Origin of the sequence: Rhizobium sp. AC44/96, assembly GCF_001692185.1 — a bacterium.
In the GTDB taxonomy this organism is placed as follows: Bacteria; Pseudomonadota; Alphaproteobacteria; order Rhizobiales; family Rhizobiaceae; genus Rhizobium.
On record NZ_LXKO01000010.1, the window covers coordinates 96,236 to 120,522 of the forward strand.

The following is a 24,287-nucleotide window of genomic DNA, read 5'->3' on the forward strand; positions in this document are numbered from 1 at the left end:
CCTACATTTCGATCGGTGCAGGTAGCGGTCGAGGGCGCTCCGGCTTCTGGCTGCGCGAAGCCAACTCCTCAGGCGTCACGAGACCGCCCGAAATCAGAAGCTTTGCTGCATCCTCCGGCGTCATGTCGAGAAAGACGATCTTCTCGCGTGGCACGAAAATGAGGAAGCCAGCCGTCGGCACCGGCGTCGGCGGCAAGAATACGCTGACCATGTCATGGCCCATGGCGTTGAACTTCGACGCGATCTCGCCCTTTGCATCTGTGGCCACGAACACCAGGGACCAGAGACCGGGACTGGGATATTCGATCAGCCCGACTTTCTTGAAGGAGTTGCTGCGCTCCTTGAGCACCGTCTCGAAGATCTGCTTCACGCTCTTGTAGATGACGCGCACCAGGGGCACGCGGCGCACCAGCGATTCACTGAGCTGGACGATCGACTGACCGATCAGATTCGTTCCGAGGAAGCCTATCAGCGTGATCACCACCAGGGCGATCAGCAGGCCGGAGCCGGGCACGGCAAAATTCAGATAGTTATCGGGATCGTAGCGTGCCGGCAGATAGGGTTTCACCCAGCTATCTGCCCAGCGAACCACCGACCACGTCAGCCACAGCGTGATAGCAATGGGCGCGCAGATGATGAGACCCGCCAGAAAATTGTTTCTGATGCGCGTCGCAATCGGCAATCGGGGCAGTTTTTCCGTCATCGTTTGCTGATGGACTCCATTGAGCATGACGGCAAGCGGAAATCAGTGCTCATGTCCTGTTCACGACGAAGCTGCCAGAGTTTTCGGCGCTGCACAAGCCTTTGCGGCGAGCCTCACTCGACCGTGACCGACTTCGCGAGATTGCGCGGCTGGTCGACATCAGTGCCCATGAAGACCGCCGTGTGGTAGGCCAGCAGCTGGATCGGCAGAGAGAAAATCATCGGTGCAATGATCTCGTCGACGTTCGGCAATACAATTGTCGCCATCGTCGGCAGCTTGGAAGCCGCCGCACCGGCTTCATCGGTGATGAAGATGATGCGTCCACCGCGAGCCGCGACCTCCTGCATGTTGGAGACGGTCTTCTCGAAGAAGCGGTCGTAAGGCGCGATGACGATGACAGGCATGTTCTCGTCGATCAGCGCGATCGGACCGTGCTTCAGCTCGCCGGCGGCGTAACCCTCGGCATGAATGTAGGAGATTTCCTTGAGCTTGAGCGCGCCTTCCATGGCCAGCGGGAAACTCGTGCCTCGTCCGAGATAAAGCACGTCGCGGCATTTCGACAGTTCGCGCGACAGGCTCTCCATCTGCGGCTGGATCATGTTGAGAACCCGGCTCATGATGCGCGGCATTTCCGCGAGGTGGCGGACCAGCTGCTTTTCCTGCTCGGGGTTGATCGTTCCCCTCGCCCTGCCTGCGCCGAGCGCCAGCGACGCGAGAACAGCGAGCTGGCAGGTAAAGGCCTTGGTCGAGGCGACACCGATTTCCGGGCCGGCCATGATCGGGAAGACGGCATCCGACTCGCGGGCGATCGTCGATTCCTTGACGTTGACCACCGCGCCGATCTTCAGGCCATGGTCCTTGCAGTAGCGCAGCGATGCCAGCGTATCGGCGGTTTCGCCCGACTGCGAGATGAACAAGGCCGCCTGCGTCGGCGAGAGAGGCATTTCGCGATAACGGAATTCCGAGGCCACATCGATCTCGACCGGCAGGCGCGCGTAGCGCTCGAACCAGTACTTGCCGACGAGACCGGCGAGATAGGCGGTACCGCAGGCCGAAATGGCGAGGCCAGTCGCCGCCTTGAAGTCGATCGCCGCGGCATTGGCGCCCACGGTATTGCTGGCGAAATCCACATAGTGGCTAAGCGCGTGCGAGATGACCTCAGGCTGCTCGTAGATTTCCTTTTCCATGAAGTGGCGGTGGTTGCCCTTGTCGACGACATAGGCCGTCGTCTGGGAAATCTGCCGCGGCCGCTCGACCTCGTTGCCGGCATAGTCGAGGATCCTGGCACCCTCCGCGGTCAGGACAGCCCAGTCGCCATCGACGAGGTAGGTAATTTCATTGGTGAACGGCGAGAGCGCGATCGCATCCGATCCGAGGAACATCTCGCCCTTGCCATGACCGATGGCAAGCGGCGGGCCGGAACGAGCCGCCATGATCGTCCCCGGATCACTCTGGAGCATGACCGCAAGCGCATAGGCGCCGCTGACCCGGTTCAGCATCTTCATCATCGCGTCACGCGGCGCGAGCCCGTCGCCGAGGTACTTCGCGATCAGGTGGGCGACAACTTCCGTATCGGTCTGCGTTTCAAAGACGGCGCCATCCGCCGTCAGTTCATCCCGCAGCTCCGAGAAGTTCTCGATGATTCCGTTATGGACAACCGCCACGCCACGCACGAAATGCGGATGCGCATTGGTTTCATTCGGCACGCCATGCGTGGCCCAGCGCGTGTGGGCGATGCCCGTCGTTCCCGGCAAGGGTTCGGCATCGAGCCGCTTCTCGAGATTGAAAAGCTTGCCCTCGGCGCGGCGGCGCGCCATCACGCCGTCGTGGATTGTCGCCACACCGGCGGAATCATAGCCGCGGTATTCGAGACGCTTCAGCGCGTCAACGAGGCGCTCCGCAACCGGGCTGTTTCCGACGATCCCAACAATTCCACACATAAACGCCCCCAGAGCCTTCCGTATCGAAGGCCAGTCGTAACAATTTTCTCTTTTTTCTCAATTGGCTGGTTGGTCACTTTCAGTTTCCAGCCGTTACGAAAACCAGTCAGCTCTTCGACTGCTTCGCTGCCTTGATCGCCAGCGCGCGCTCTCGCAGGGCGATGGCGCGGCCGGGCTTCACTTCCTGCCGGGCCCGTCCGAACGCCAAGGCGTCTGCCGGGACATCCGACGTGATGACGCTGCCGGACGCGACATAGGCGTTATCGCCGATGCTGACGGGTGCCACCAGCGACGAGTTCGAGCCGACGAACGCATTCGCGCCGATCAAAGTCTCGCTCTTGTTGACGCCGTCGTAATTGCAGGTGACCGTACCCGCTCCGATGTTGGCGCCAGCGCCGACCTTCGCGTCGCCGATATAGGTGAGATGATTGACCTTGGCGCCCTCACCCACCTTGCCGTTCTTGACCTCGCAGAAATTGCCGACCTTCGCGTTAGCGGCGAGGTCCGCACCGGGACGCAGACGGGCGAACGGTCCGACGGTCGCGCCGGCGCTCACATGCGCTCCTTCAATGTGCGAGAAGGCGTGGATGACCGCGCCACCGTCAACCACGGCACCGGGGCCGAACACGACGTTCGGCTCGATAAGGGCATCCTGACCGATGACCGTGTCGTATGACAGGAAAACGGTTTCCGGGGCGACCATGCTGACGCCTGAGATCATCAATGCATGGCGACGACGCTCCTGCCAAAGACGCTCGATCACGGCGAGTTCCGCGCGGTTGTTGCATCCGGTCATTTCCACTTCCGGAGCATCGACAGCCGTGACGCGGCCGCCGAGCGAACGGGCGATCTCGACGAGGTCCGTCAGATAGTATTCGCCCTTGGCATTGCTGTTGCCAATCCGCGAAAGCAACTCCAGCGCCTTGCGACCGTTGATCGCCATCAGGCCGCTGTTGCACCATATCACCGCACGTTCGGCGTCGGTCGCATCCTTCTCCTCGCGGATGGCGATCAACTCACCGTCCTTGACGAGCAATCGGCCGTAACCGGTCGGGCGGTCGGTGTTGAAGCCGATGACAACGATATCGCTGCCAGCCGCCAGTCCCTCGCGCGCTGCCTTCAGGGGGCCGTCGGTCTGAAGGGGCACATCGCCATAGGTAACGATAATATCGTCATAGCCGCGGGCAATCGCCTCTTTCGCGGCGAGAACGGCGTGGCCGGTGCCGAGGCGTTCCTTCTGCAAGTAGGTCTCGATCTCGACGCCGCCGACGCTTGCTGCCTTGGCAACCTCTTCGGCATCGCGCCCGACGACAAGCGCGACCGACGAGATGTCGGCCCCGGCCACCGCATCGACAACATGCGCGATCATCGGACGATTGGCGACAGGATGGAGCACCTTCGACTTCGACGATTTCATTCGCGTGCTGTCACCCGCGGCGAGAATGACGGCAAGGCAAGTGCGTTCCATGGTCTGCTCCAAGTATCCGTTACAGGCAGTGCTTTGCTGCCTCATAGCAGCAAGACAAAGCCGGGACAAAGATCAAAATGGATTAGGCTGGAACCTTCGTCATGCCCGCAAAGGCCTCGCGGACATGATCGCGGCCTTCAACGATGACTGCTTCCATGGCCGCGCGGGCAGCGGGAACATCACCGCTAACGATCGCATTGACGATGCGCATGTGCGTTTCGGCGATATTCGAGAAACCGTTCTGCGACGGCGGCGTGCTGATCCGGAACATGCCGACGAGCGCGGCTTCGATCAGGCTTCCCAAGGTATGCATGAAGGGATTGTGCGCGGCATCGGCAACCGCGAGATGGAACTGCAGATCTGCGAGCGCCAGGCTCTCCGTGGTATGGCCGGGCGCGGCCATTTCCAGCGCGAGGCTATTCAAGCGTTCGAGGTCGCCCGCGCGTGCGCGCTCAGCGGCAAGGCCAGCCGCAAAAGGTTCGACCGCCAGGCGGATATCGTAGAGCTGGAGAAGGAACTCCTCACTCACACCATTGTCGAAATGCCAGGCGATGACCTCGCTATCGAACATGTTCCACTGGTTCTTCTCGGTCACCCGCGTTCCGACGCGCGCCTTGGCGACAATCATGCCTTTCGCCGCCAGTGTCTTCATCGTTTCGCGAAGGACGGTACGCGACACCTTGAAGCGCTGGGCAAGCTCCGCATCACCTGGAAGAATGCTGCCCACGGCATAGGTTCCCGCGACGATCGCGCGGCCGAGTTCATCCACCACCTGCGCATGGCTGGTGCGGGATCTTCTCCCCAACTTTCCCGTTTCAAGCATCCGGTTACGCAATTAGGACTCCCCCCGTCAGGCATACCTCTTGTTCAGGCTGGACAGGAACAGAATGCCCTTCTGCATCAGGATGAATGCAAAAAGCAGCAGACCAATCAGGATCTTCGTCCACCAGCTGGAAAGCGTTCCGTCGAAGGTGATGTAAGTCTGAATGAGCCCCTGGATGAGGAGACCTATGAAGGTTCCCGCCACGAATCCCGCTCCCCCCGTCAGCAGTGTCCCCCCAATGACAACTGCTGCGATGGCATCAAGCTCGACACCGACCGCCGCCAAGGAATAGCCGGCGGACGTATAGAGCGAAAAAACGATTCCTGAAAGCCCGGCCAGGAAGCCAGACAGCGCATAGATCTGGATTGTCGTGCGACCAACCGGCACACCCATGAGCTGGGCCGTCTGGGCGCCGCCACCCAGAGCATACACATTCGTGCCGAAACGGGTTCGGTGAGCAATGAATATGCCGGCGGCAAAAACGATCAGCATGACCATGCCCACAAGCGTCAGGCGTCCTCCCCCTGGAAGCTTCCAATAGATCCCGGAGAGCGTCGTATAGTAATCATGGTTGATCGGGATGCTGTCGATCGACAAGACGAAGGCCATACCGCGTGCCAGGAACATCCCCGCCAATGTCACGATGAAAGCGGGCATCTGGAGATAGTGGATCACGGCCCCCATCGCCCCGCCGAAGGCAGTGGTGATCACGAGCACCAGCGCGAAAGCCAGCAGCGGGTGGATCGTCGTATTCTGGAGTATCAGCGCGAGGAAGACGCCGGTGAATGCGATCACCGAGCCGATCGACAGATCGATGCCACCCGAGATGATGACGAAGGTCATGCCAACCGCTGCGATCCCCAGGAACGCGTTATCGGTCAGCAGGTTGCCGATCACCCGTGTCGACAGCATGTTCGGATACTGCATGGCACAGACGGCATAGGACAGAATGAAGATCACGATCGTCGCCAGAAGGGGCAGATATTTCGAGTTCATTTCTGCAGCTCCCCTTTCAGGTTCGCGCGACGTCCCAGGAAGACGGTGGCCGATTGCACGGCCGGCGACTGGATCACAAGAATGACGAGCACGATCACTGCCTTGATGATGAGATTGAATTCCGGCGGGAAGCCCGAGAGCAAGATGCCGGTGTTGACCGCCTGAATGATCATCGCGCCGATCAGGGAGCCAACAATGCTGAAGCGCCCGCCGAGAAGAGAGTTTCCGCCAACGACGACGGCAAGGATGGCGTCGAGCTCAAGCCACAAGCCGGCATTGTTCGCGTCGGCACCCTTAATGTCGGCGGCAACGATAATCCCCGCGATGGCCGCACAGAGACCGCTCAGGACGTAGACCGCCATGAGTAGGACCGGCGTTCTCACACCGGACAGCATGCTCGCATGGCGGTTGATGCCAGTCGCCTCGATCAGCATTCCCAACGCCGTCCGCCGCACGAGCAGCGTGACGATCACCCCGACGACCAGCCAGATGACAACCGGCATCGGCATGAAGGCGAACGATCCGCTGCCGAAGAAGATCAGGCCGTCGTCGTTGAACGTCATGATCACGCCTTCGGTGATCAGCTGCGCGATTCCGCGACCGGCGACCATCAACACGAGTGTCGCAATGATCGGCTGTATGTTGAGGATAGCAACGAGAAACCCGTTCCAAACACCACAGGCCAAGCCGACCAATAGGGTGATCAGCAGCGTCCAAGCCAATGAGTTACCTGACACAATCGACGAGGCCGCGACGGCGCCGCAAATGGCAATCACCGCCCCCACAGAAAGATCGATGCCCTTGGTGGCGATGACCAGTGTCATGCCGGTCGCCAACAGGGCCACCGGAGCACCACGGTTCAGCACGTCAATCAAACTGCCGTACAGGCGGCCGTTTTGAATGGTTACGTTAAAGAACTGCGGGAACATTATGAAATTCAATAGAAGAATGACAGCCAACGCGATCAACTGCGGGGCCAGGCGGACCAGAAGTGCCTTCTGAGAGGAGGTCATGCGTCCTCCGTCTTCTTCTGGGCTGCCGCAATCGCCTCGACGATCTGCGCGGTGCTCACATTCTCGCCGGTCAGTTCGGCCACATGTTCACGATCCCGCAACACCAGGATACGTGAGCTATAGGCGATAAGCTCTTCCAATTCCGAGGAAATGACGATCAACGACATGCCTTTTTCACACAATTGCTCGATGAGACGAATGATCTCAGCATGGGCTCCGACATCAATGCCTCGCGTGGGTTCGTCGAGGATCAGGAAATCCGGATTCGTTGCCAGCCAACGGGCAAGGATGGCCTTCTGCTGATTACCGCCGGAGAGAAGCCGGATCGGCTTCTCCCGGTCCGTCGTGCGAATATCCAGCGCCTTGATGTAACGATCCGCCAAGGCATTCTGTTCGCCACGCGACAGTGGTCGCGCCCAGCCTCTTCGCGCCTGAAGCGCAAGCGCGATGTTCTCACGGATCGAGAGGTCGCCGATGATGCCATCCGTCTTGCGGTCTTCGGGGCAGAAGCCGAATCCCTGCCGGATTGCGGCCCTCGGGTTCGACAGTGTGATCTGCTTGCCGTCGATCTTCGCAGCGCCGCTGTCGGCGCTCTCGATGCCGAACAGCAGTTCAGCGGTCTCGGTGCGCCCGGAGCCGAGCAAACCTGCCACACCAACGACCTCGCCAACGCGCACCTGCAGGTCGAACGGCTTGACCTTGCCTCGCTTGCCGTAGCCTTCAAAGCTGTACTTCACGGGGCCGGCGGCAACCGATCGCTCCTTGACCGCGGCTTCCGCGTGAGCCAGTTCGTGCCCCAGCATCATGGAGATCAGGCCCTGCCTGGGTAGATCAGCAGTGTCGCGCGTTCCGACCAGTTTGCCGTTACGGAGCACCGTTATCCGATCGCTGATTTCGTAGACCTGCTCGAGAAAATGCGTAATAAAGACAATTCCTAATCCGCGCTTCTTTAAGTCTCGCATAATGCGAAAAAGCATAGCGACTTCCTGCGCGTCGAGGCTTGCCGTCGGCTCGTCCAAGATGAGCACCTTGCCTGACAGATCGACCGCGCGCGCGATGGCAACGACCTGCTGCACGGCCACCGAGAAGCGGTCCAATTGCGCGGTTACATCAATGTCGATGCCATATTCCTGCAGGAGTTCACGCGCTCGCCGATTCATGGTGCGTACGTCGATCATGCCGAAGCGTTTCGGCTGGCGGCCAATAAACAGGTTTTCCGCGACACTGAGATTGGGCAGGAGGTTGACCTCCTGGTAGACCGTGCCAATGCCGAGCTTCTGGGCGGCCAGAGTATCGACAGGATCAATCTCCGCGCCGTCGAGCATAAGGCTGCCTTCGTCACGGTGATATGCGCCGGTGATGCACTTGATCAGCGTCGACTTGCCGGCGCCGTTCTCACCCAACAGCGCATGCACTTCGCCTTTGCGCAGCGTGAAGTCGACCTTGTCCAGCGCGACCGCTCCGGGAAAAAATTTCGATACCCTAGAGGCAGCAAGCACGTTCTCGAAATCGTGAATCATGAAGGCGGTTTTTCCTGATATTGACCCATATAGCCGTGCCGCGGCCGGACATGATGCCCGGCAACAGCTCTGGCAGTTCCGCACCGGCCTATGACGGGCCGGTGCGGTTCCAATGTCAAATCAGTAGCCGAGGCCCTTCTTGGATTCGTAGACCTTCTTCGGATCGTCAGCCTGGGTATAGAGCTTGGATTCCGTCTGGATCCACTTCGGCGGAGCCTTCTTGTCCTTCAGGTACGCATCGAGAGCGTCGAATGCCGGACCTGCCATGTTCGGCGTCAGTTCGACGGTCGCGTTCGCTTCACCGGCTTCCATTGCCTTGAAGATATCTGGAACGGAGTCGATCGAGACAACGAGGATATCCTTGCCCGGCTTCAGGCCGGCTTCCTTGATCGCCTGGATGCCACCGACGGCCATGTCGTCATTGTGAGCGTACAGAGCGCAGATGTCCTTGCCGCCGTTCTCAGCCTTCAGGAAGCTTTCCATGACTTCCTTGCCCTTGGTGCGGGTGAAGTCGCCGGTCTGGCTGCGAACGATCTTGAAGTTCGACTTGCCGGCAATTGCCTCCTCGAAGCCCTTCTTGCGGGCGATCGCCGGCGAAGAACCGGTGGTGCCCTGAAGCTCAACGATGTCGCACTTCTTGTCGCCGACCGTCTTAACGAGCCAGTCGCCGGCAACCTTGCCTTCATGAACCTGATCGGAGGTGACAGCGGTCAGGTAGAGGTCCTCAGGAGCCTTGATGGTACGGTCAAGCAGGATGACCGGAATGTTGGCTTCCTTGGCTTCCTTCAGGACGGCATCCCAACCGGTTTCGACAACCGGCGCGAGAAGGATCGCGTTGACGCCCTGAGCAATGAAGGAGCGGATCGCCTTGATCTGGTTTTCCTGCTTCTGCTGTGCATCGGCGAATTTCAGGTCGATGCCGCGCTTCTTGGCTTGCTCCTTGGTGACGGTCGTTTCAGCCGCGCGCCAACCGGATTCAGAGCCGATCTGCGAGAAGCCAACGACGAGTTCGGCAGCAGATGCTGAACCGAACATGCAGGCAGCAAGTATCGTGGCACTCACGAGTGCAGTCTTCAATTTCATGATTTCCTCCCAACGCCGCCTCCTCGCGGCACACACAAGGAAAATCATATAGTATTACTTTTGTAAATGCACTTTATAGTATGCAACGCAACAAAAAAGGGCGCCTACAACGGGCGCCCTTTCGCATCTGCTAACTGACCAATCGAAGCTTATTGCGGCAGCTTGTCGTCAACGCCTTCGACGTAGAAGTTCATGCCGAGCAAGGTGCCGTCATCAGCCTTCTCGCCGGCCTTCAGCCAAGGCGTGCCGTCCTGCTTGTTGATCGGGCCGGTGAAGGGATGCAGTTCGCCGGACTTGATCTTGGCTTCGGTGTCCTGGGCCATCTTCTTCACGTCGTCAGGCATGTTGGTGTAGTCCGCCATCTTCAGGATGCCGTCCTTCAGGCCATCCCAGCTCTGATCAGGCTTCCAGGTGCCGTCGAGGAGCGCGTGAACGCGCTTGGAGTAGTAGTTACCCCAGGTGTCGACGATCGCCGTCAGCTGTGCCTTCGGGCCGGCTGCGATCATGTCGGACGCCTGACCGAAGGCGTGGATGCCGCGCTCTTCCGCAACCTGCATCGGCGCGGTGGTGTCGGTGTGCTGCGTGAGGACGTCTACGCCCTGGTCAACCATCGCCTTCGCGGCATCTGCTTCCTTGCCCGGGTCGAACCAGGTGTTCACCCAGATGACCTTGAGCTTGAAATCAGGATCGATCGACTTCGCGCCCTGCTCGAAGGAGTTGATGCCCATCACGACTTCCGGGATCGGGAAGGATGCGATGTAGGCGGCACCGTGGTTCTTCGAGGTCTTGGCGGCGATCTGGCCGAGGATGTAGCGGCCTTCATAGAAGCGCGAGTTGTAGGTCGCGAGGTTCGGGCCGGACTTGAAACCCGTCGCGTGCTCGAACTTCACCTTCGGGAACTTCGCGGCAACCTTGACGGTGGCGTCCATGAAGCCGAACGAGGTGGAGAAGATCAGCTTGCAGCCGGAACGCGCCAGGCGCTCGATGGCGCGCTCTGCGTCAGGGCCTTCCGGGACGTTTTCGAGATAGGAGGTTTCGATCTTGTCACCGAACTCTTCCTGGATCTGCTGGCGACCGCGATCATGTGCCTGCGAGTAGCCACCGTCGGTGTGCGAGCCGACGTAGACGAAACAAACCTTGGTCTTGTCGGCGGCCTGAGCGGCGGTGCCGATGCTGAGAACAGCAGCTGCCGAAGCGGCAAATGCGAGTGCTAGTTTTTTCATGATAACCCCTGTTGGTTTGAAGTTTCCGGAAGCCCGTCTCATTCTTCTGTTTAACGTTCCGGGACGAAAGGCTTTCCCAGCGACGCAGGCGTGTTGATCAACGTCGTGCGGCGATTATGAGAAATGATGACAAGAACCACAATAGTCGCGGCGTAAGGCAGCATCGACAGAAATTGTGCCGGTATGCCGACCCCGAATGCCTGCGCGTGCAGCTGCAGGATCGTGACAGCGCCGAAGAGATAGCCGCCTGCGAAAACGCGCCATGGGCGCCAGGATGCGAAGACGACCAGCGCCAAAGTGATCCAGCCACGACCGGACGACATGTTCTCCACCCATTGCGGCGTATAGACCAGCGACAGCTGCGCACCGGCCAGCCCCGCACAGGCGCCGCCGAACATGACCGCCAGATAACGCGTGCGGATGACGTTGATGCCAAGCGCATGAGCCGAGCCGTGGCTATCGCCGATGGCGCGCAGCTTGAGCCCGGTGCGGCTGCGGAAGAGAAACCAGCTGATCCCAAATACCAGTGCCAGCGACAGGTAGAACGTCAGATCCTGGCGGAAGAGAACGGAACCAATCAGCGGAATATCGGAGAGATAAGGGAATACGATCGGCGAAAGGCGGACACCGGGAACACCGACATAGCTTTCGCCAAGCATCCCCGACACGCCAAGGCCAAGGATCGTCAGCGCCAGACCGGTCGCGACCTGATTGGCGACGAGCGTCAGCGTCAGGAAGCCGAACAGCAGGGAGAAGACAGCGCCTGCGCCAATCCCGGCCAGCAGCCCGATGTAGGGCGAGCCCGTAACCTGCGCGCCCGCGAAGGCTGCGACGGCCCCCATGATCATCATGCCTTCAACCCCAAGGTTGAGGACGCCCGAGCGCTCGGCAACGAGTTCGCCGAGGGCTGCGATGACAAGCGGTGTCGAGGCCGTGATGACCGTCAGAAGGATTGCCTCGAAGATGCTCATGCGACGCCTCCCCGCAGCCGCGACCAGACGATGCGGATCTTGTAGTAGATGAGGGTGTCGCAAGACAGCACGAAGAACAGCAGCAGCCCCTGGAAGACGCGTGTGACCTTGTCGGACACTCCGATCGAAAGCTGTGCCGCCTCACCACCGAGGTAAGTCAGCGCCAGCACCAGTCCTGATGCGATGATGCCGAGCGGATTGAGACGACCGAGAAAGGCGACGATGATCGCCGTAAAGCCGTAGCCGGGCGAAATGGCCGGCTGAAGGTGACCGATCGATCCGGATACCTCGGAAATGCCGGCAAGCCCAGCGAGCGCTCCTGAGAACAGGAAGCTGAACCAGATCATCTTCTTCGACGAGAATCCGGCAAAGCGCCCTGCTCGCTCCGATTGGCCGAGAACGACGATCTCGAAGCCTCGCAAGGTGAATTTCAGCATGAACCAGACCAAGAAGGCGGCGACGATCGCAAAGACCGCAGCCCAATGGGCGCGGCCCGACTCTTCCCAGATGGCGGGCAAGGTCGCTTCCGGCGGGAACGGTACGCTTTCAGGGAAATTGAAACCTTGCGGATTGCGCCAGGCGCCACGGATGAGCCAGTCGAGAAACAGCTGGGCGATATAGACCAGCATCAGGCTCGAGAGAATTTCGTTCGTGTTGAAATGCGCCTTGAGAAGCGCGGGGATTGCAGCGAACAACGCCCCACCGATCGCCCCCATGATCAGCATCAGCGGCAGGACCAGTGGCGAATGCCATTCGGTAAACACGATCGGCAGGATCGAGCCTGTGATGGCGCCAATGGTGAACTGCCCTTCCGCACCGATATTCCAGTTGTTCGAGCGGTAGCAGACGGCAAGACCAACCGCGATCAGGATCAGCGGCGCGGCCTTGACGGCCAGTTCGTGCAGCGACCAGACCTCGAGCAGAGGCTCCAGAAAGAATGCGTCCAGCGCTTCGACGGGATTCTTGCCCAGGATCGCGAACATGATCGCGCCGGCAGCCAGCGTCAGGACGAGAGCGAGAAGCGGCGAGACGAAGCCATATAGCTTGGATGCCTGGGGACGCTTTTCGAGTTCAATGCGCATGGTCGGTCTCCGCGTCAGCCACCGGCGCGGCCTTGCTTTCATGCAGCCCGCCCATCAGCAGGCCGATCTTTTCGCGCGTCAGTTCGCCTGCCGCAAACGGCTGCGAGAGCCGCCCTTCGGAGATGACGGAGATTTCGGTCGCGACCTCGAATATCTCGTCGAGATCCTGGCTGATGACGACGACGGCCGAACCGTTGCGCGCCAGGTCGACCAGTGCCTGCCTGATGCGGCTGGCGGCGCCTGCGTCGACACCCCAGGTCGGCTGGTTCACGACCAGAACCGCGGGCTGCCGGTCGAGCTCGCGGCCGACGATGAATTTCTGCAGGTTGCCACCCGAAAGCGAACCCGCGGCGGGGTCTTCGCCGCTCTTGCGCACGTCCATCTCCTCGGAGATGCGTTTCGCGGCATTCTTCACTGCGCTTCTGCGGATGATCTTGAGGAAGGCGCCGCCGAGAAACGCCTTCCGGTCGGACTGACTGCGCGCTAGGACCAGATTGTCGGACAGTTTCATGGCGGAGACGGCAGCGTGGCCGTGTCTCTCCTCGGGAACAAAGCCTGCGCCAAGCAGGCGGCGGGCGGTAATCCCCTGCGTGCCCACTGGCTTGTTGCGAATGGTGATCGCGTTGGACGTCGATACCGGATACTCGCCGGAAAGCGCGTCGAAAAGCTCGCCCTGGCCGTTGCCGGCCACACCGGCGATCGCCAGAACCTCGCCCGAGCGAACCGCCAGCGACACGTCTCTGAGCGGCATGGCGAAAGGCGTGCGAGCAGCGACCGAAAGGTTGGAGACGGCGAGTTGCACGTCACCCTTGTTGCCGCGATCGGGATGCGTGACGGCGGCGATGTCGTTTCCAACCATCATCCGCGCAAGCGAAGCAGGCGTCTCCTGGCGCGGATCGCAGGCACCCGTCACCTTGCCGTGACGCAGTACCGTGGCGCGGTCGCAGATGCGCTGCACCTCTTCCAGGCGATGGCTGATGTAGAGAACGGAACGTCCCTCGGCCTTGAGCTTGAACAGCGTCTCGAAAAGCTTGTCGGCCTCCTGCGGCGTCAGAACGGAGGTCGGTTCATCAAGAATGATAAGCTTCGGGTTTTGCAGCAGCGCGCGGACGATCTCGATGCGCTGACGTTCTCCAACCGAGAGATCGGCGACATGGGCGTAGGGATCGAGCGGGAGACCATAGGCCCGCGAAAGCGCCCTGGCTTCCTCGGCGATCTTGCCGATCGGGATGCCGTCGTCGAGCGACAGCGCAATGTTTTCAGCGACGGTCAGTGCTTCAAACAGCGAAAAGTGCTGGAACACCATGCCGATGCCAAGCTTGCGCGCATCGCCCGGCGACGCGATCGACACCGGCCGCCCCTCCCAGACGATATGCCCTTCGCTTGGGTCTAGGACGCCGAACAGCATCTTGACCAGCGTGGATTTACCCGCGCCGTTTTCACCAAGAAGTGCATGGATCTCGCCCGGCGCGATATCGAGGTCGATGTGGCTGCATGCGGCAAAGCTGCCAAACAGCTTCGTCAGCTTCTGCACCGACAATAACGCGCCGGAAGCCGGCACACTCGCTAACGACACGTTCCCCTCATTTCCCTCTGCTGACCTGCCCCTTCAGGATCATTATGGGATCAGCAGCGTAGTTCCGGTAGTTTTCCTGGATTCCAGATCCGCATGGGCGCGTCCAACCTCGCGCAACGGATAGGTTTGATTGATATTGATACGCACTTTGTTGCTCGAAACAACATCAAATAATGCGTTTGCACAATCAGTTAGCTCGTGGCGCGTCGCGATATAGGTGAAAAGCGTCGGCCGGGTTGCAAACAGCGATCCCTTCTGGGCGAGCATCGCCAACGTGAAGTTCTCGATAGGACCCGACGACTGGCCAAAGGAGACGAACATGCCGAGACGCTTGAGACAGTCGAGCGACTGCGGGAAGGTGTCGCGACCGATGGAATCGTAGACGACGTCCACACCCTCGCCGCCCGTGATCTCGTGGACCCGCTCGACGAAATTCTCGGTGTTGTAATCGATCACGTGGTCGTAGCCGTGATCGAGCGCCAGTCGCACCTTGCTTTTCGAGCCTGCCGTCCCGATGACCCTCGCCCCGAGCGCCTTTGCCCATTGGCCGGCGATCAACCCGACGCCGCCCGCTGCGGCATGAAACAGGATGGTCGTCTCAGGACCGACCTTGAACGTCCGGTTCAGCAGGTATTGCGCCGTCATGCCTTTCAGCATCATCGAGGCAGCCGTTTCCAGCGAGATCCCATCCGGCACCTTCTCGAGATGTTTCGTCTCGATATTGCGTTCGACGCTGTAGGCACCGTCAGATCCGGCATATGCAACACGGTCACCAACCGCAAAGCCGTCCACATCGGGACCAACTGATGTCACCGTTCCGGCCGCCTCCTTGCCCGTGACAAAGGGAAGGTGCGGCGTCTTGTAGAGACCGGTTCGGAAATAGACGTCAATGAAGTTCAGGCCGATAGCAGCGTGCCGGATCTGGACCTCTCCAGACGAGGGCGGCGGCAGATCGATATCAACATACTCGAGGACGTCGGGTCCACCGGTTTTGCTGAACGTTACTGCCTGTGTCCTGACCATTTTCCGCTTCCTACTCGTTGCGTCCAAGCGCCGGGAAGAATTGCAGAACGGCGCCTATGCAGTAGAGGTAGATACCGCTCAGAATGAACAGCACAAGCGCCCAATGTGGCATATTGAAATGCATCAACAGCGAGTACATCCCGAGCGCCGACCAAAGGAAGAAGACGCCGAGGTTCAGCGTGCGCAAGCGCTTCACGCGGACCGGGTGCAGGAAATTGATCGGAAGGAATGTGAGCACGACGGAAACAATCACCACGGTCAACGCCGTCACCGCGCTCGCATCCATGACAAAGAGTGTGAAGACAATCATGTTCCAGACGACCGGGAAACCTGAAAAGAAGTACTCGTCAGTCTTCATGCCCATATCGGCATAGTAGATCGCGCTCGAAACGACGATCATGCCGGCGGCGACGAAGGACCACGGCTCGCCGATCATTCCGCTCTGGTAGAGTGCGAATGCCGGCAGCAATACGTAGGTCACGTAGTCGATGATGTTATCGAGCGTGTCACCCGACCAGTTCGGCAGAACTTCCTTGACCTTCACCTTGCGTGCGATCGGGCCATCGATACCGTCGACAAGGAGTGCAAGTCCCAGCCACCAGAACATATCTATGAAGCGATGCTCCGCCGCGGCCACGACACCAAGGAATGCCAGAAACGATCCGGACGCCGTCAGAATATGGACGGAAAACGCACGCATCTCCGCATAGGGCACGCGCTTATAGTTGAAAATCTTCATGTTTCCCCGAGCTGCCAAAGGCATTCGCACCCGGCCGGCGCGATTTTTGCCTAATATGCATCCTTTGCATCGCTTCGCCAGCGCAAAAGCGACGAAGGATTACGGGCAGTCTGAATCCTGAGCGTGACACGCATATTTCGTGCAAGTCGCTTCAGAAAGAATGGAATACCTTTATCCGAAGGCCTATTTGTAATATCTGGCTCGCATCGAAAAGATCATCCGACGAATTACGGGATCCGACACTGCAATGAACGCCCCTGCAAAGACCGAAGACTTCGCCTCCCCGATTCCTGCCGGCGTCTACGCCGAGACCGTGCTCAGCGTCACACACTATACGGATAGCCTGTTCCGTTTCACCATGACGCGCCCGCAGGGCTTCCGCTTCCGCTCCGGCGAATTTGCGATGATCGGGTTGATGGTCGAAGGCAAGCCGATCTTCCGCGCCTACTCGATCGCTAGCCCTGCTTGGTCGGAAGAACTCGAATTCTTCTCGATCAAGGTTCAGGACGGCCCGCTGACCTCGCACCTTCAGGCCATCAAGCCCGGCGATCAGGTGCTGATGCGCAAGAAGCCGACCGGCACGCTCGTGCTCGACGCACTGACGCCGGGCCGCAGGCTCTACATGTTCTCGACCGGCACCGGCATTGCGCCCTTCGCCAGCCTGATCCGTGATCCCGAAACCTACGAAAAGTATGAGGAAGTCATCCTCACCCACACGACCCGCAACATTGCGGAGTTGAAGTACGGTTTCGACCTCGTGCATGAAATCCAGAACGATGAACTTCTCAAGGAAGTCGTGGGCGACAAGCTGCGTCACTACGCGACCGTCACGCGCGAAGACTTCGAGTATCGCGGCCGCATCACGGATCTGATCGAATCCGGCAAGCTCTTCACAGATCTTGGCGTCCCCCCGCTCGATCCCTCGATCGACCGCGGCATGATCTGCGGCTCTTCCGCAATGCTGAAGGACACCAAGGAACTTTTGGAAAAAGCCGGCCTCAACGAGGGCGCAAACAGCAAACCCGCTGAGTTCGTCATCGAGCGCGCCTTCGTCGGCTAAGACGCCAACATTCTCCTAGGATCACGGCTCCGGAAACGGGGCCGTTTTTATTTGTGGCCGAGATAGTCGATCAGCACGGTCATGACCTTGGCGGCCTCGGCCGCATTGCCTTGCTGGATCGCGCGGATAACGGCGACATGGAGCGAGATCGATCGGTCCATCCGATCGGGACTTGCCGTCGAGTACCACAGCCGGCGTGAATGCGTCTGTACTGGCGCCAGCGCCGAGGTGATGAACGCGTTGGGACATGCCTCCTCGAGGATTTCGTCGAAGGCCTTGTCCGCCGAGAAGAATGCGGCAAGGTCGCCGCTGATCGCGCAATCCGCCATCGCGCGGGCGCATTCAACGAGCTGGTTTCGCTGCGCTTCTGTGGCATGTTCGGCAACGAGTGCCGCGGCAATCGGCTCCAACTCCCGGCGCACCTGCATCACATGGCTATGGTCGCCGGGCTTGATCTCAGCGACCTGAAGACCGACCCGCGGCCTGACGAAGATGAGGCGCTGCCATGCCAGCTTCTGGATTGCTTCACGTACCGGCGTGCGACCGTGGCCAGCAAGATCGATGAGCTGCTTTTCGGTTACGAGCGCGCCGGGCTGCAACGCCAACGTTACGATCGCATGCTCCAGCGCCAGATAGGCCAGATGGCTCTGTGAGTTCTGCATCGCATTCCCATGTTTCGCTCTGATATATCATAAGCAGACATCGCGCGAATGCAATGGCAGGTTGCCTTGATATATCAGAGCCGTTGGAGCGCCGTGCGCCGGCCATCATTCGTGCCGAAGCGCTTCGATCGGATTGAGCTGAGCTGCCCGCCTTGCGGGGAAGTAGCCGAAGATCATGCCGATCGCCGCGGAGAACGCAAACGCGACCCCGATCATCACCGGACTGACGACAAACGGCACCTTGAGGAGCGTCACGGCGCCGAAGCCGAGCCCCAGGCCGAGCAAGATGCCTGTCATTCCGCCAAAGATGGACAGGGCGACAGCCTCCACGAGGAATTGCAGCAGCACCTGCCCTTCCAGCGCGCCGATCGCCAGCCTGATACCGATCTCCCTGGTGCGCTCGGTGACGGACACCAGCATGATATTCATGATGCCGATGCCTCCTACCAAAAGGCTGATGGCGGCGACCGCCCCGAGGAGACTGGTCAGAAGCGTCGTCGTGCCGGTCATCGCTTCGGCGATCTGCGTCATGTCGTTGACGTTGAAGTCGTCCTCACGGCCCGGAATGATCTTGCGGCGTTCGCGCAGCAGGTTTTCGGTTTCGGACTGAACCTTGGAGGTCGAGACCCCGTCGCGGGCGGAGATCACGATCATAGACACGTTGGCGTTGGCCCTGCCGCCGATCCGGCGCTGGTACACCTTGACCGGCATGACGACGACATCGTCCTGATCGTTGCCCATGCCGGACTGGCCGCGCTTTGCGAGAACGCCGATCACCCCGCAGGACACCTTGCCGACACGGATCTGCTGGCCGGTGGGGTCGGCGGCGCCAAAAAGTTGCGAGCGCACTGTCTCGCCCAGGATGCAGCGCGCGCGGCCACGCTCTTCCGCGGCTTCGAACGTGCGGCCAACGGCCATGTCCCAATCCTGAGCGACGAAGTAGTCGTTCGTGGTCCCCATGACAGTGGTCGAATGGCTCTGACCGCCATAGATCACAGTCGCTGTCGTCTGGTTGAGCGGCGCCACCGCCCGCAGACCACCAACCTGGTCACGAATGGCATCCACATCCGCAACGGTAAAGCGCCTAGCCTCGGAACTGGCCCTGCCCGGGCCGAACTGGCCAGGCCGCGCAAACAGCATGTTGGTGCCCAGCCGCGACAGTTCCGACGTAACCTGGGCGGTCGTGCCGTTGCCGATGGTGACGAGCGCTATGACGGCTGCAACACCGATGACCACGCCCAGCACGGTCAGAAATGAACGCAGCATATTGCGGCTGATCGCCCGCAGAGCAAGCTTCAACGTTTCAAAGAACATGTGCCGCCTCCCCGCTTTTGGTGGTCTCCGCCTCCAGCTTGCCATCGACGAAGCGCAGCAGACGCTGCGCGTAGGCGGCGATGTCGGGCTCGTGGGTGACCATGACAATGGTGATGCCCTGCTCGCGGTTCAGCCGCGTCATCAGGTCCATGATCTCGATGCTGGTCTTGGTGTCGAGGTTGCCGGTCGGTTCGTCCGCAAGGAGCAATGACGGCTGCGTGACGATGGCACGGGCGATGGCCACGCGTTGCTGCTGGCCGCCCGACAACTCCTGCGTCTTGTGATGCTCGCGCCCGGACAGACCGACCAGCGCCAGCGCTTCCTTCGCGCGGCGATGCCGCTCGGCGCCCGGCATGCCGCGATAGATCAGCGGCAACTCGACGTTCTCCACGGCCGATGTCCTGGGCAAAAGATTGAAGCCCTGGAACACGAAACCGAGCATGTGCCGGCGCAGCAGGGTCAACTGGCTGCGATTAAATCCCCGTGTCGGAATACCCTGAAACAGATAGTCGCCGGCGCTCGGAACATCGAGACAGCCGAGTATGTTCATGGCGGTGGATTTGCCGGAGCCCGACGGCCCCATGATGGCAACGAATTCGCGCTCCGATATCGAGAGATCGACGCGGTCGAGCGCACGGATGGCCGCCTCTCCCTGACCATAGATCTTGGATACCTGCCTGAATTCGATGATTGGCGGCGTGGTCATCGCGCGTCCGCCTACTTCGATTGCTCGGTGGAATCGACGACCAAAGCATCGTTTTCCTTCAGATCGCCGGAGACGACCTGCGTGAACTGTCCGTCCGACGACCCGACCTGAATGACCATGGGCGCCGGCTTGCCTGCCTTGAGCACCCAGACCCTTCGCTTTGCCCCGGTCAGCGCTTCACCGCCCTGATTGCCCGTGCGCGGTCCCATGCGGGGTGGCCGGAGAAAGCCGAATAGACCACCGCGGCGCGGCGAGTCCGCAGCAGGTGGTGCGTAGCGAAGTGCTGCGTTCGGAACCATGAGCGTGTCCTTGACCGCTTCGACGGTGGCGTCGGCGGTCGCCGTCATGCCGGGGCGCAACAGCAGATCGGCATTGTCCACGGAGAGGATCGCCTTGTAAGTCACCACATTGTTCGTGGTCTCTGACGCAAAGCGTATCTGCTTGATCTCGGCGGGAAATGTACGATCAGGATAGGCGTCGACTGTGAACGTTGCTTTCTGGCCCACGGCGACCTGGCCAACGTCGGCCTCGTCGACATCTACTTGAAGCTCCATCTTGCGCAGATCGCCAGCAATGACGAACAGAACCGGCGCCGAAAGCGAAGCGGCAACGGTCGCCCCGGGGTCGACCGACCGCGTCAGGATCACACCGTCGATCGGCGAAATGATCTTGGCCTTCGCCAGATTAACTTCGGCAAGCTGAAGATCTGCCTCCGCAGACAACACGGCTGCTTCGTTGATTTCCTTTGCCGCCACGGCAGAATCATACTTGTAGCGCGCATCCTCAAGGCTCTGTTGGGTCGTCACATTGCTCTGAACCAGATTGCGATAGCGCTCGTAGGAACTTTGAGCGGATTGGAGATCGGCAGTCGCTTTGACCACATTGGCCTTTGCCGAATCGAGCTTGGCACGGGTGCTCTTCACGTCTGCCTCGAGCTTGTTGGTGTCGAGCACCGCCAGCACCTCGCCCGCCTTGACCTCGCTGTTGTAATCAACGTTGACATCGCGAACCGTCCCGGAAAGCTCACTGGAAATGTCTACCTGCTCTGTCGGCTGCACGGAGCCCGTCGCCGTGACAAGCACGGTCAAGTCGCCGCGCTTGGCCGGCTGCGTGATATAGGTCAGCTGGCTGGTCCCACGACTGGAGTAGGCATAGACGCCCGTGCCGATGGCAAGCACCACGAGAAGAAGCACCAGCAAACGTCTGAACCAGCGCCCCTTCTGTTGCCGCTCGGACGCGGCAAGAGCGGCTGCGAGATCCGCGCCGCCGCCACTGGTTTTCGTTTGGCTGGTGTTTGCAATGTCGTTCATTCGGGCCTCGATCGGTATGCGGCCAATGCGGCCGCGAGCTACCGAATAACAACGTGAAGCTGAACGGGCGATTAGCACCATGACCGCCTTGGCACGGCGAGGTCGGAAAGGGAAATGAAATCTTGGTAATCAGAGTCCGGTTTCGACCGGTGGCGCGCGACGCTGTCTCTCTAAAAAGAGGCCGTCCTCTCGATCCAGAAAGACGAGAGAACGGCGCTCCTCACCCCTGCCTTGAAACAAGGCAGCGCAGCTGCTTCGCTACACGCCGAGAGCTGCCAGCGACACCGGTGGACGGCGCTTGGCTGCCATCAGCAAATCAAGCTCCATGGCGGAAGGCCCGAACTTCTGAAAGAGGCGCTCGGCCTCCTCCTCATCAAGCCGATACTTCCGGGCGAACTCTGAAAGGCTATAAGGACGGCCACGCAGAACCTTGCGTGTCTGGGATGGTTTCTGTTCATGCACTTCGGTCATGGCAATCTCCTTCGATAAAGAGATAGTTAGTGCAGCACACGTGTTTGTGAAGCATCGAAGGCATTGATTTATTTCGGCATTTCTCTGGAACAATCTGGCGCTCCGCGCATTATTCGCCGTTGGATGTCAGCGGGGCAGTCCCGTCACCGGCAATCGACCGCATGATGACTGCATCTGACCATCACGAAATATTAAATTGCGGAACCGCGCTTTGGCCGCAGGGTTTAAGACCGTGGGGTCGGCGTGGCCTCACCTTTTCAAACCCAAGGAGACCGAAATGGCAAATCAAGGCGGAACCCACGATCAGCACGTCAAATCCGGCCAACAGAGCCACAAGAGTGCAGGAAGCTCCGGAAGTGAGCGCAACATGTCGTCGTCCGGTTCCCGCGACGATCAGAGCAAGAAGCATGAGCAGCAGATGAAGCCCGGCCAGCAAGGCAACAAGGGCAAACATTGATGCTTGTATGAACGGCCCGCGCTTCGGCGCGGGCCTTCATTTGCAGACCCGCCGCAAGAATTGTGCCTAATGCACAGGAAACGTAGATTTTTTGGTTGACCGCAATGGGTCGTCTGCATATGTTCCGCGCACTTCCAGCCGGGGCGGCATTTGAGCCTCGGACCGAGGGAGAGCGTAGCTCAGCCGGTAGAGCAACTGATTTTTAAACAGCGTCAAGCTGCTAAATCTATCAGTTGCTCAAGACGCTACGGAAATTGGTACGGTTGCGTAGCTCAGCTGGTAGAGCATTTGACTTTTAATCAAAGGGTCCTGGGTTCGAACCCCAGCGCAGCCACCACCAAACCGATACCAAAATCAGCGAAATTAGTATCGGTATTGGTAGCGGTATCGAAAACCCATCACGCCAGATCATTCGAATAAATTTCCGATCAGCCTGTTAGATGGCGCATACGGCGCAGCCGTCAAACTGAACGTTATCGTTTGCGGCTGACCGAATGCATCCCTTCGACGTGTATACGCTCTTGCCGATCTGCTGGCCGATTCGAATCACCTTTCGGTGTTGCTGCTGTCCGAAATCGTCATGCTGAAACGCCTTCACTTTCCATTTGTCACCGCTCGCTAGACAAGGAAAGCAGCCGACGCGGGGGAAGCCTTGCGCGTAGAGCGGATTCTCCTCGCCGCTCAAAAAATCCAACACGTCCGCTTCGGACCAGTCTAGGACCGCAAGACGAAACCGCACACCCAGCTTGCCGAGATATTGCGGGTATTTCTTCATAACCTCGTGCGGCTGGTAGACCTCATTACAGACCTTTCCTGCGTAACGGTTCGCTCGCTCGGTGCTCTCGTTAAGCCGCATCCCGTACCAGATTTCAAATCCTCCACTGTCGGACGCTGAAATGCGCTTCCTCTTGTGGCCAAGGCGCGACCCTTGGGCTCGGGCTAAGTCAGCGGCGTATCGCTTGGTTGGCCAGATTTTCAGTTCCTCGGTACAAAAGCGTGCGCCGCCACCAGGGAACCGTCCGTGCTTTAGCGCTTGCTGCTCTACCGATCCGGCGCACACGGTATCAATCTGGATGTTGCCGTAGAGCGTTCGCAGCTTTTCCACGTGAGCATATGTTAGCGGGTGCTCAAATTGCGTATCGCAAAATAATGCACGGACCTCCTCCGGCTTGTAATGCTGCAAAGCGTCGCCTGACTATCTTTTCCGCCACTTATAGGGATCAATACACGGATCATTATGGTTTAACCTTAGAAATAATTTATTTTCTCAATAGTATCAATGCGTTCCAGATTGTACACCAAGTATACCCATTTGGGAATACTTCGCTCCGATCACCTATCAGTCGGTCACGGACGCTCAAAAGTTGGTCACGGTATTGGTATCGGTTTGAAAAACGTATCCTATTCCGGCACAGCAAAAGCTGTTTAGTTTTGGGAAACCGATACTAACAATCGTGATGCGGAATGATGTCGCGGTAGTAAAAATTAGACCAACTTGCTTTTAATCAGTAGGTCTCGGGTTCGAACCCCGACGCTCTCACCACGTGTTTTCAGAGACTTAGATGAAGTCTTGATTTCGCGTCTGGTGAGGATCGTTCGCAACATTTCCAGCACTTCTCCCAGCATGGCGCTCACGCCTGGTCTGCCCAACGCCCCGCGACTTCCGTAACCATTGACGGAACTCTGGCCTGTTTTGGGAACAAAGCGCGTCCGTTGGAGTTCCTTGCCTAGTAAAGGCACGGAGGAAGCATATGACTTACGACCCGAACGACAGAGAATCAGATCTTCGAACCCCGCCGATTCGCAGCCGTAGTTCAGGCGGCGGTTGGGGCACCTGGGTTGCGATCATCGCCATCATCGCGGTTGCTGGCTTTGCCTGGTCGCAATGGGGCGGTGGATCCAAGACCGATCCCGAGACTACGGCGTCCACGACACCACCACCGATCAGCGAGCCTGCTCCCAAGCCCGTGATGCCGGCGACACCGCCAGCCACGACGACGCAGCCCGCACCGTCGACTGATACAACCAAGCCTTGATGCGACCTAAGCTCGGGCAACAAGGCTGAGCCTGAAAACAGAAAATGCCGGAACGTCATTTCGTTCCGGCATTTTCTTTTATGCACAAGTAGCTGTCTCTTATACACATCT

At 59.4% G+C, this 24,287-nt stretch carries 23 protein-coding genes and 1 tRNA gene; 4 read left to right on the top strand and 20 right to left on the bottom strand.

Annotation, left to right across the window (positions count from 1 at the left end):
• Position 1: 1 nt before the first annotated feature.
• The 14 genes from A6U87_RS11145 to pcsA all read right to left on the bottom strand — a co-directional run bounded on the left by A6U87_RS11145 (position 2) and on the right by pcsA (position 16,160).
• Entirely contained in the window at positions 2 to 703 is a 702-nt protein-coding gene (locus A6U87_RS11145; protein WP_065691362.1) for a DUF502 domain-containing protein, read from the bottom strand.
• Positions 704 to 816: 113 nt separating this feature from the next.
• On the bottom strand, positions 817 to 2,643 hold the full coding sequence (glmS, locus tag A6U87_RS11150) for a glutamine--fructose-6-phosphate transaminase (isomerizing) (RefSeq protein WP_065691330.1): 1,827 nt from the start codon (positions 2,641 to 2,643) through the stop codon (positions 817 to 819).
• Positions 2,644 to 2,749: 106 nt separating this feature from the next.
• Entirely contained in the window at positions 2,750 to 4,111 is a 1,362-nt protein-coding gene (glmU, locus tag A6U87_RS11155) for a bifunctional UDP-N-acetylglucosamine diphosphorylase/glucosamine-1-phosphate N-acetyltransferase GlmU (protein WP_065691331.1), read from the bottom strand.
• Positions 4,112 to 4,193: 82 nt separating this feature from the next.
• Positions 4,194 to 4,946, bottom strand: coding sequence for a FadR/GntR family transcriptional regulator (locus tag A6U87_RS11160; RefSeq protein ID WP_065691332.1), 753 nt, complete (start codon positions 4,944 to 4,946; stop codon positions 4,194 to 4,196).
• Positions 4,947 to 4,961: 15 nt separating this feature from the next.
• On the bottom strand, positions 4,962 to 5,930 hold the full coding sequence (gene yjfF / locus A6U87_RS11165) for a galactofuranose ABC transporter, permease protein YjfF (RefSeq protein ID WP_065691333.1): 969 nt from the start codon (positions 5,928 to 5,930) through the stop codon (positions 4,962 to 4,964).
• Complete coding sequence (locus A6U87_RS11170; protein ID WP_065691334.1) at positions 5,927 to 6,943, bottom strand: ABC transporter permease; 1,017 nt, start codon at positions 6,941 to 6,943, stop codon at positions 5,927 to 5,929. The genes yjfF and A6U87_RS11170 overlap by 4 nt, the downstream gene beginning before the upstream one ends.
• Positions 6,940 to 8,463 carry a galactofuranose ABC transporter, ATP-binding protein YtfR gene (ytfR, locus tag A6U87_RS11175; protein WP_065691335.1) on the bottom strand — a complete coding sequence of 508 codons (1,524 nt, stop codon included), beginning with the start codon at positions 8,461 to 8,463 and terminating at the stop codon, positions 6,940 to 6,942. Before ytfR ends, A6U87_RS11170 begins: the two co-directional genes overlap by 4 nt.
• A 120-nt stretch (positions 8,464 to 8,583) precedes the next feature.
• Positions 8,584 to 9,546, bottom strand: a complete 963-nt coding sequence (gene ytfQ, locus A6U87_RS11180) for a galactofuranose ABC transporter, galactofuranose-binding protein YtfQ (RefSeq protein ID WP_065691336.1) — start codon at positions 9,544 to 9,546, stop codon at positions 8,584 to 8,586.
• 149 nt (positions 9,547 to 9,695) lie between these two features.
• Complete coding sequence (locus tag A6U87_RS11185; protein WP_065691337.1) at positions 9,696 to 10,769, bottom strand: BMP family ABC transporter substrate-binding protein; 1,074 nt, start codon at positions 10,767 to 10,769, stop codon at positions 9,696 to 9,698.
• Between the two features lie 50 nt (positions 10,770 to 10,819).
• A complete protein-coding gene (locus A6U87_RS11190; protein WP_065691338.1) occupies positions 10,820 to 11,740 on the bottom strand; it encodes an ABC transporter permease in 921 nt (306 codons plus the stop codon).
• Positions 11,737 to 12,822 carry an ABC transporter permease gene (locus A6U87_RS11195; RefSeq protein ID WP_065691339.1) on the bottom strand — a complete coding sequence of 362 codons (1,086 nt, stop codon included), beginning with the start codon at positions 12,820 to 12,822 and terminating at the stop codon, positions 11,737 to 11,739. The genes A6U87_RS11190 and A6U87_RS11195 overlap by 4 nt, the downstream gene beginning before the upstream one ends.
• On the bottom strand, positions 12,812 to 14,398 hold the full coding sequence (locus tag A6U87_RS11200) for an ABC transporter ATP-binding protein (RefSeq protein ID WP_065691340.1): 1,587 nt from the start codon (positions 14,396 to 14,398) through the stop codon (positions 12,812 to 12,814). Before A6U87_RS11200 ends, A6U87_RS11195 begins: the two co-directional genes overlap by 11 nt.
• 42 nt (positions 14,399 to 14,440) lie before the next feature.
• Complete coding sequence (locus tag A6U87_RS11205; protein ID WP_065691341.1) at positions 14,441 to 15,421, bottom strand: quinone oxidoreductase; 981 nt, start codon at positions 15,419 to 15,421, stop codon at positions 14,441 to 14,443.
• A gap of 10 nt (positions 15,422 to 15,431) precedes the next feature.
• On the bottom strand, positions 15,432 to 16,160 hold the full coding sequence (gene pcsA, locus A6U87_RS11210) for a phosphatidylcholine synthase (RefSeq protein WP_065691342.1): 729 nt from the start codon (positions 16,158 to 16,160) through the stop codon (positions 15,432 to 15,434).
• Positions 16,161 to 16,407: 247 nt separating this feature from the next.
• On the opposite strand from pcsA, the gene A6U87_RS11215 reads away from it, so the two are divergent.
• Positions 16,408 to 17,220 carry a ferredoxin--NADP reductase gene (locus A6U87_RS11215; protein WP_065691343.1) on the top strand — a complete coding sequence of 271 codons (813 nt, stop codon included), beginning with the start codon at positions 16,408 to 16,410 and terminating at the stop codon, positions 17,218 to 17,220.
• Positions 17,221 to 17,267: 47 nt separating this feature from the next.
• On the opposite strand, the gene A6U87_RS11220 is transcribed toward A6U87_RS11215, so the two are convergent.
• From A6U87_RS11220 to A6U87_RS11240, 5 genes are all read right to left on the bottom strand, one after another.
• A complete protein-coding gene (locus A6U87_RS11220) occupies positions 17,268 to 17,882 on the bottom strand; it encodes a GntR family transcriptional regulator (RefSeq protein WP_065691344.1) in 615 nt (204 codons plus the stop codon).
• Positions 17,883 to 17,987: 105 nt separating this feature from the next.
• Positions 17,988 to 19,196 carry an ABC transporter permease gene (locus tag A6U87_RS11225; RefSeq protein WP_065691345.1) on the bottom strand — a complete coding sequence of 403 codons (1,209 nt, stop codon included), beginning with the start codon at positions 19,194 to 19,196 and terminating at the stop codon, positions 17,988 to 17,990.
• The gene (locus tag A6U87_RS11230) at positions 19,186 to 19,902 is read right to left on the bottom strand and encodes an ABC transporter ATP-binding protein (RefSeq protein ID WP_065691346.1); all 717 of its coding nucleotides are present in this window, start codon (positions 19,900 to 19,902) and stop codon (positions 19,186 to 19,188) included. The genes A6U87_RS11225 and A6U87_RS11230 overlap by 11 nt, the downstream gene beginning before the upstream one ends.
• Before the next feature lie 11 nt (positions 19,903 to 19,913).
• The gene (locus A6U87_RS11235) at positions 19,914 to 21,212 is read right to left on the bottom strand and encodes an efflux RND transporter periplasmic adaptor subunit (RefSeq protein ID WP_065691347.1); all 1,299 of its coding nucleotides are present in this window, start codon (positions 21,210 to 21,212) and stop codon (positions 19,914 to 19,916) included.
• 258 nt (positions 21,213 to 21,470) lie between these two features.
• Positions 21,471 to 21,683, bottom strand: coding sequence for a hypothetical protein (locus A6U87_RS11240; RefSeq protein WP_065691348.1), 213 nt, complete (start codon positions 21,681 to 21,683; stop codon positions 21,471 to 21,473).
• A 277-nt stretch (positions 21,684 to 21,960) separates the two neighbouring features.
• Between A6U87_RS11240 and A6U87_RS11245 the strand changes: the two genes are divergently transcribed.
• Positions 21,961 to 22,140: a hypothetical protein gene (locus tag A6U87_RS11245; RefSeq protein ID WP_065691349.1), complete on the top strand. Its 180-nt coding sequence runs from the start codon at positions 21,961 to 21,963 to the stop codon at positions 22,138 to 22,140.
• 261 nt (positions 22,141 to 22,401) lie between these two features.
• Positions 22,402 to 22,477: transfer RNA gene (locus A6U87_RS11250), tRNA-Lys, on the top strand.
• 99 nt (positions 22,478 to 22,576) lie between these two features.
• Here the strand turns inward: A6U87_RS11250 and A6U87_RS11255 are convergent.
• Positions 22,577 to 23,323 (bottom strand): phosphoadenosine phosphosulfate reductase family protein, encoded by a 747-nt coding sequence (locus A6U87_RS11255; RefSeq protein ID WP_065691350.1) that lies wholly within the window; start codon positions 23,321 to 23,323, stop codon positions 22,577 to 22,579.
• 568 nt (positions 23,324 to 23,891) lie between these two features.
• On the opposite strand from A6U87_RS11255, the gene A6U87_RS11260 reads away from it, so the two are divergent.
• Positions 23,892 to 24,176, top strand: coding sequence for a hypothetical protein (locus tag A6U87_RS11260; RefSeq protein ID WP_065691351.1), 285 nt, complete (start codon positions 23,892 to 23,894; stop codon positions 24,174 to 24,176).
• Positions 24,177 to 24,287 lie beyond the last annotated feature (111 nt).

Bases quoted from the DNA above. Each gene is read 5' to 3' on its own strand.
- A6U87_RS11205 (WP_065691341.1), bottom strand. From the start codon at position 15,421: ATGGTCAGGACACAGGCAGTAACGTTCAGCAAAACCGGTGGACCCGAC.
- A6U87_RS11225 (WP_065691345.1), bottom strand. From the start codon at position 19,196: ATGTTCTTTGAAACGTTGAAGCTTGCTCTGCGGGCGATCAGCCGCAAT.
- A6U87_RS11240 (WP_065691348.1), bottom strand. From the start codon at position 21,683: ATGACCGAAGTGCATGAACAGAAACCATCCCAGACACGCAAGGTTCTG.
- pcsA (WP_065691342.1), bottom strand. From the start codon at position 16,160: ATGAAGATTTTCAACTATAAGCGCGTGCCCTATGCGGAGATGCGTGCG.
- yjfF (WP_065691333.1), bottom strand. From the start codon at position 5,930: ATGAACTCGAAATATCTGCCCCTTCTGGCGACGATCGTGATCTTCATT.
- ytfQ (WP_065691336.1), bottom strand. From the start codon at position 9,546: ATGAAATTGAAGACTGCACTCGTGAGTGCCACGATACTTGCTGCCTGC.
- A6U87_RS11190 (WP_065691338.1), bottom strand. From the start codon at position 11,740: ATGAGCATCTTCGAGGCAATCCTTCTGACGGTCATCACGGCCTCGACA.
- glmU (WP_065691331.1), bottom strand. From the start codon at position 4,111: ATGGAACGCACTTGCCTTGCCGTCATTCTCGCCGCGGGTGACAGCACG.
- glmS (WP_065691330.1), bottom strand. From the start codon at position 2,643: ATGTGTGGAATTGTTGGGATCGTCGGAAACAGCCCGGTTGCGGAGCGC.
- A6U87_RS11235 (WP_065691347.1), bottom strand. From the start codon at position 21,212: ATGAACGACATTGCAAACACCAGCCAAACGAAAACCAGTGGCGGCGGC.
- A6U87_RS11220 (WP_065691344.1), bottom strand. From the start codon at position 17,882: ATGCAGAACTCACAGAGCCATCTGGCCTATCTGGCGCTGGAGCATGCG.
- A6U87_RS11185 (WP_065691337.1), bottom strand. From the start codon at position 10,769: ATGAAAAAACTAGCACTCGCATTTGCCGCTTCGGCAGCTGCTGTTCTC.
- A6U87_RS11245 (WP_065691349.1), top strand. From the start codon at position 21,961: ATGGCAAATCAAGGCGGAACCCACGATCAGCACGTCAAATCCGGCCAA.
- A6U87_RS11230 (WP_065691346.1), bottom strand. From the start codon at position 19,902: ATGACCACGCCGCCAATCATCGAATTCAGGCAGGTATCCAAGATCTAT.
- A6U87_RS11195 (WP_065691339.1), bottom strand. From the start codon at position 12,822: ATGCGCATTGAACTCGAAAAGCGTCCCCAGGCATCCAAGCTATATGGC.
- ytfR (WP_065691335.1), bottom strand. From the start codon at position 8,463: ATGATTCACGATTTCGAGAACGTGCTTGCTGCCTCTAGGGTATCGAAA.
- A6U87_RS11170 (WP_065691334.1), bottom strand. From the start codon at position 6,943: ATGACCTCCTCTCAGAAGGCACTTCTGGTCCGCCTGGCCCCGCAGTTG.
- A6U87_RS11260 (WP_065691351.1), top strand. From the start codon at position 23,892: ATGACTTACGACCCGAACGACAGAGAATCAGATCTTCGAACCCCGCCG.
- A6U87_RS11145 (WP_065691362.1), bottom strand. From the start codon at position 703: ATGACGGAAAAACTGCCCCGATTGCCGATTGCGACGCGCATCAGAAAC.
- A6U87_RS11215 (WP_065691343.1), top strand. From the start codon at position 16,408: ATGAACGCCCCTGCAAAGACCGAAGACTTCGCCTCCCCGATTCCTGCC.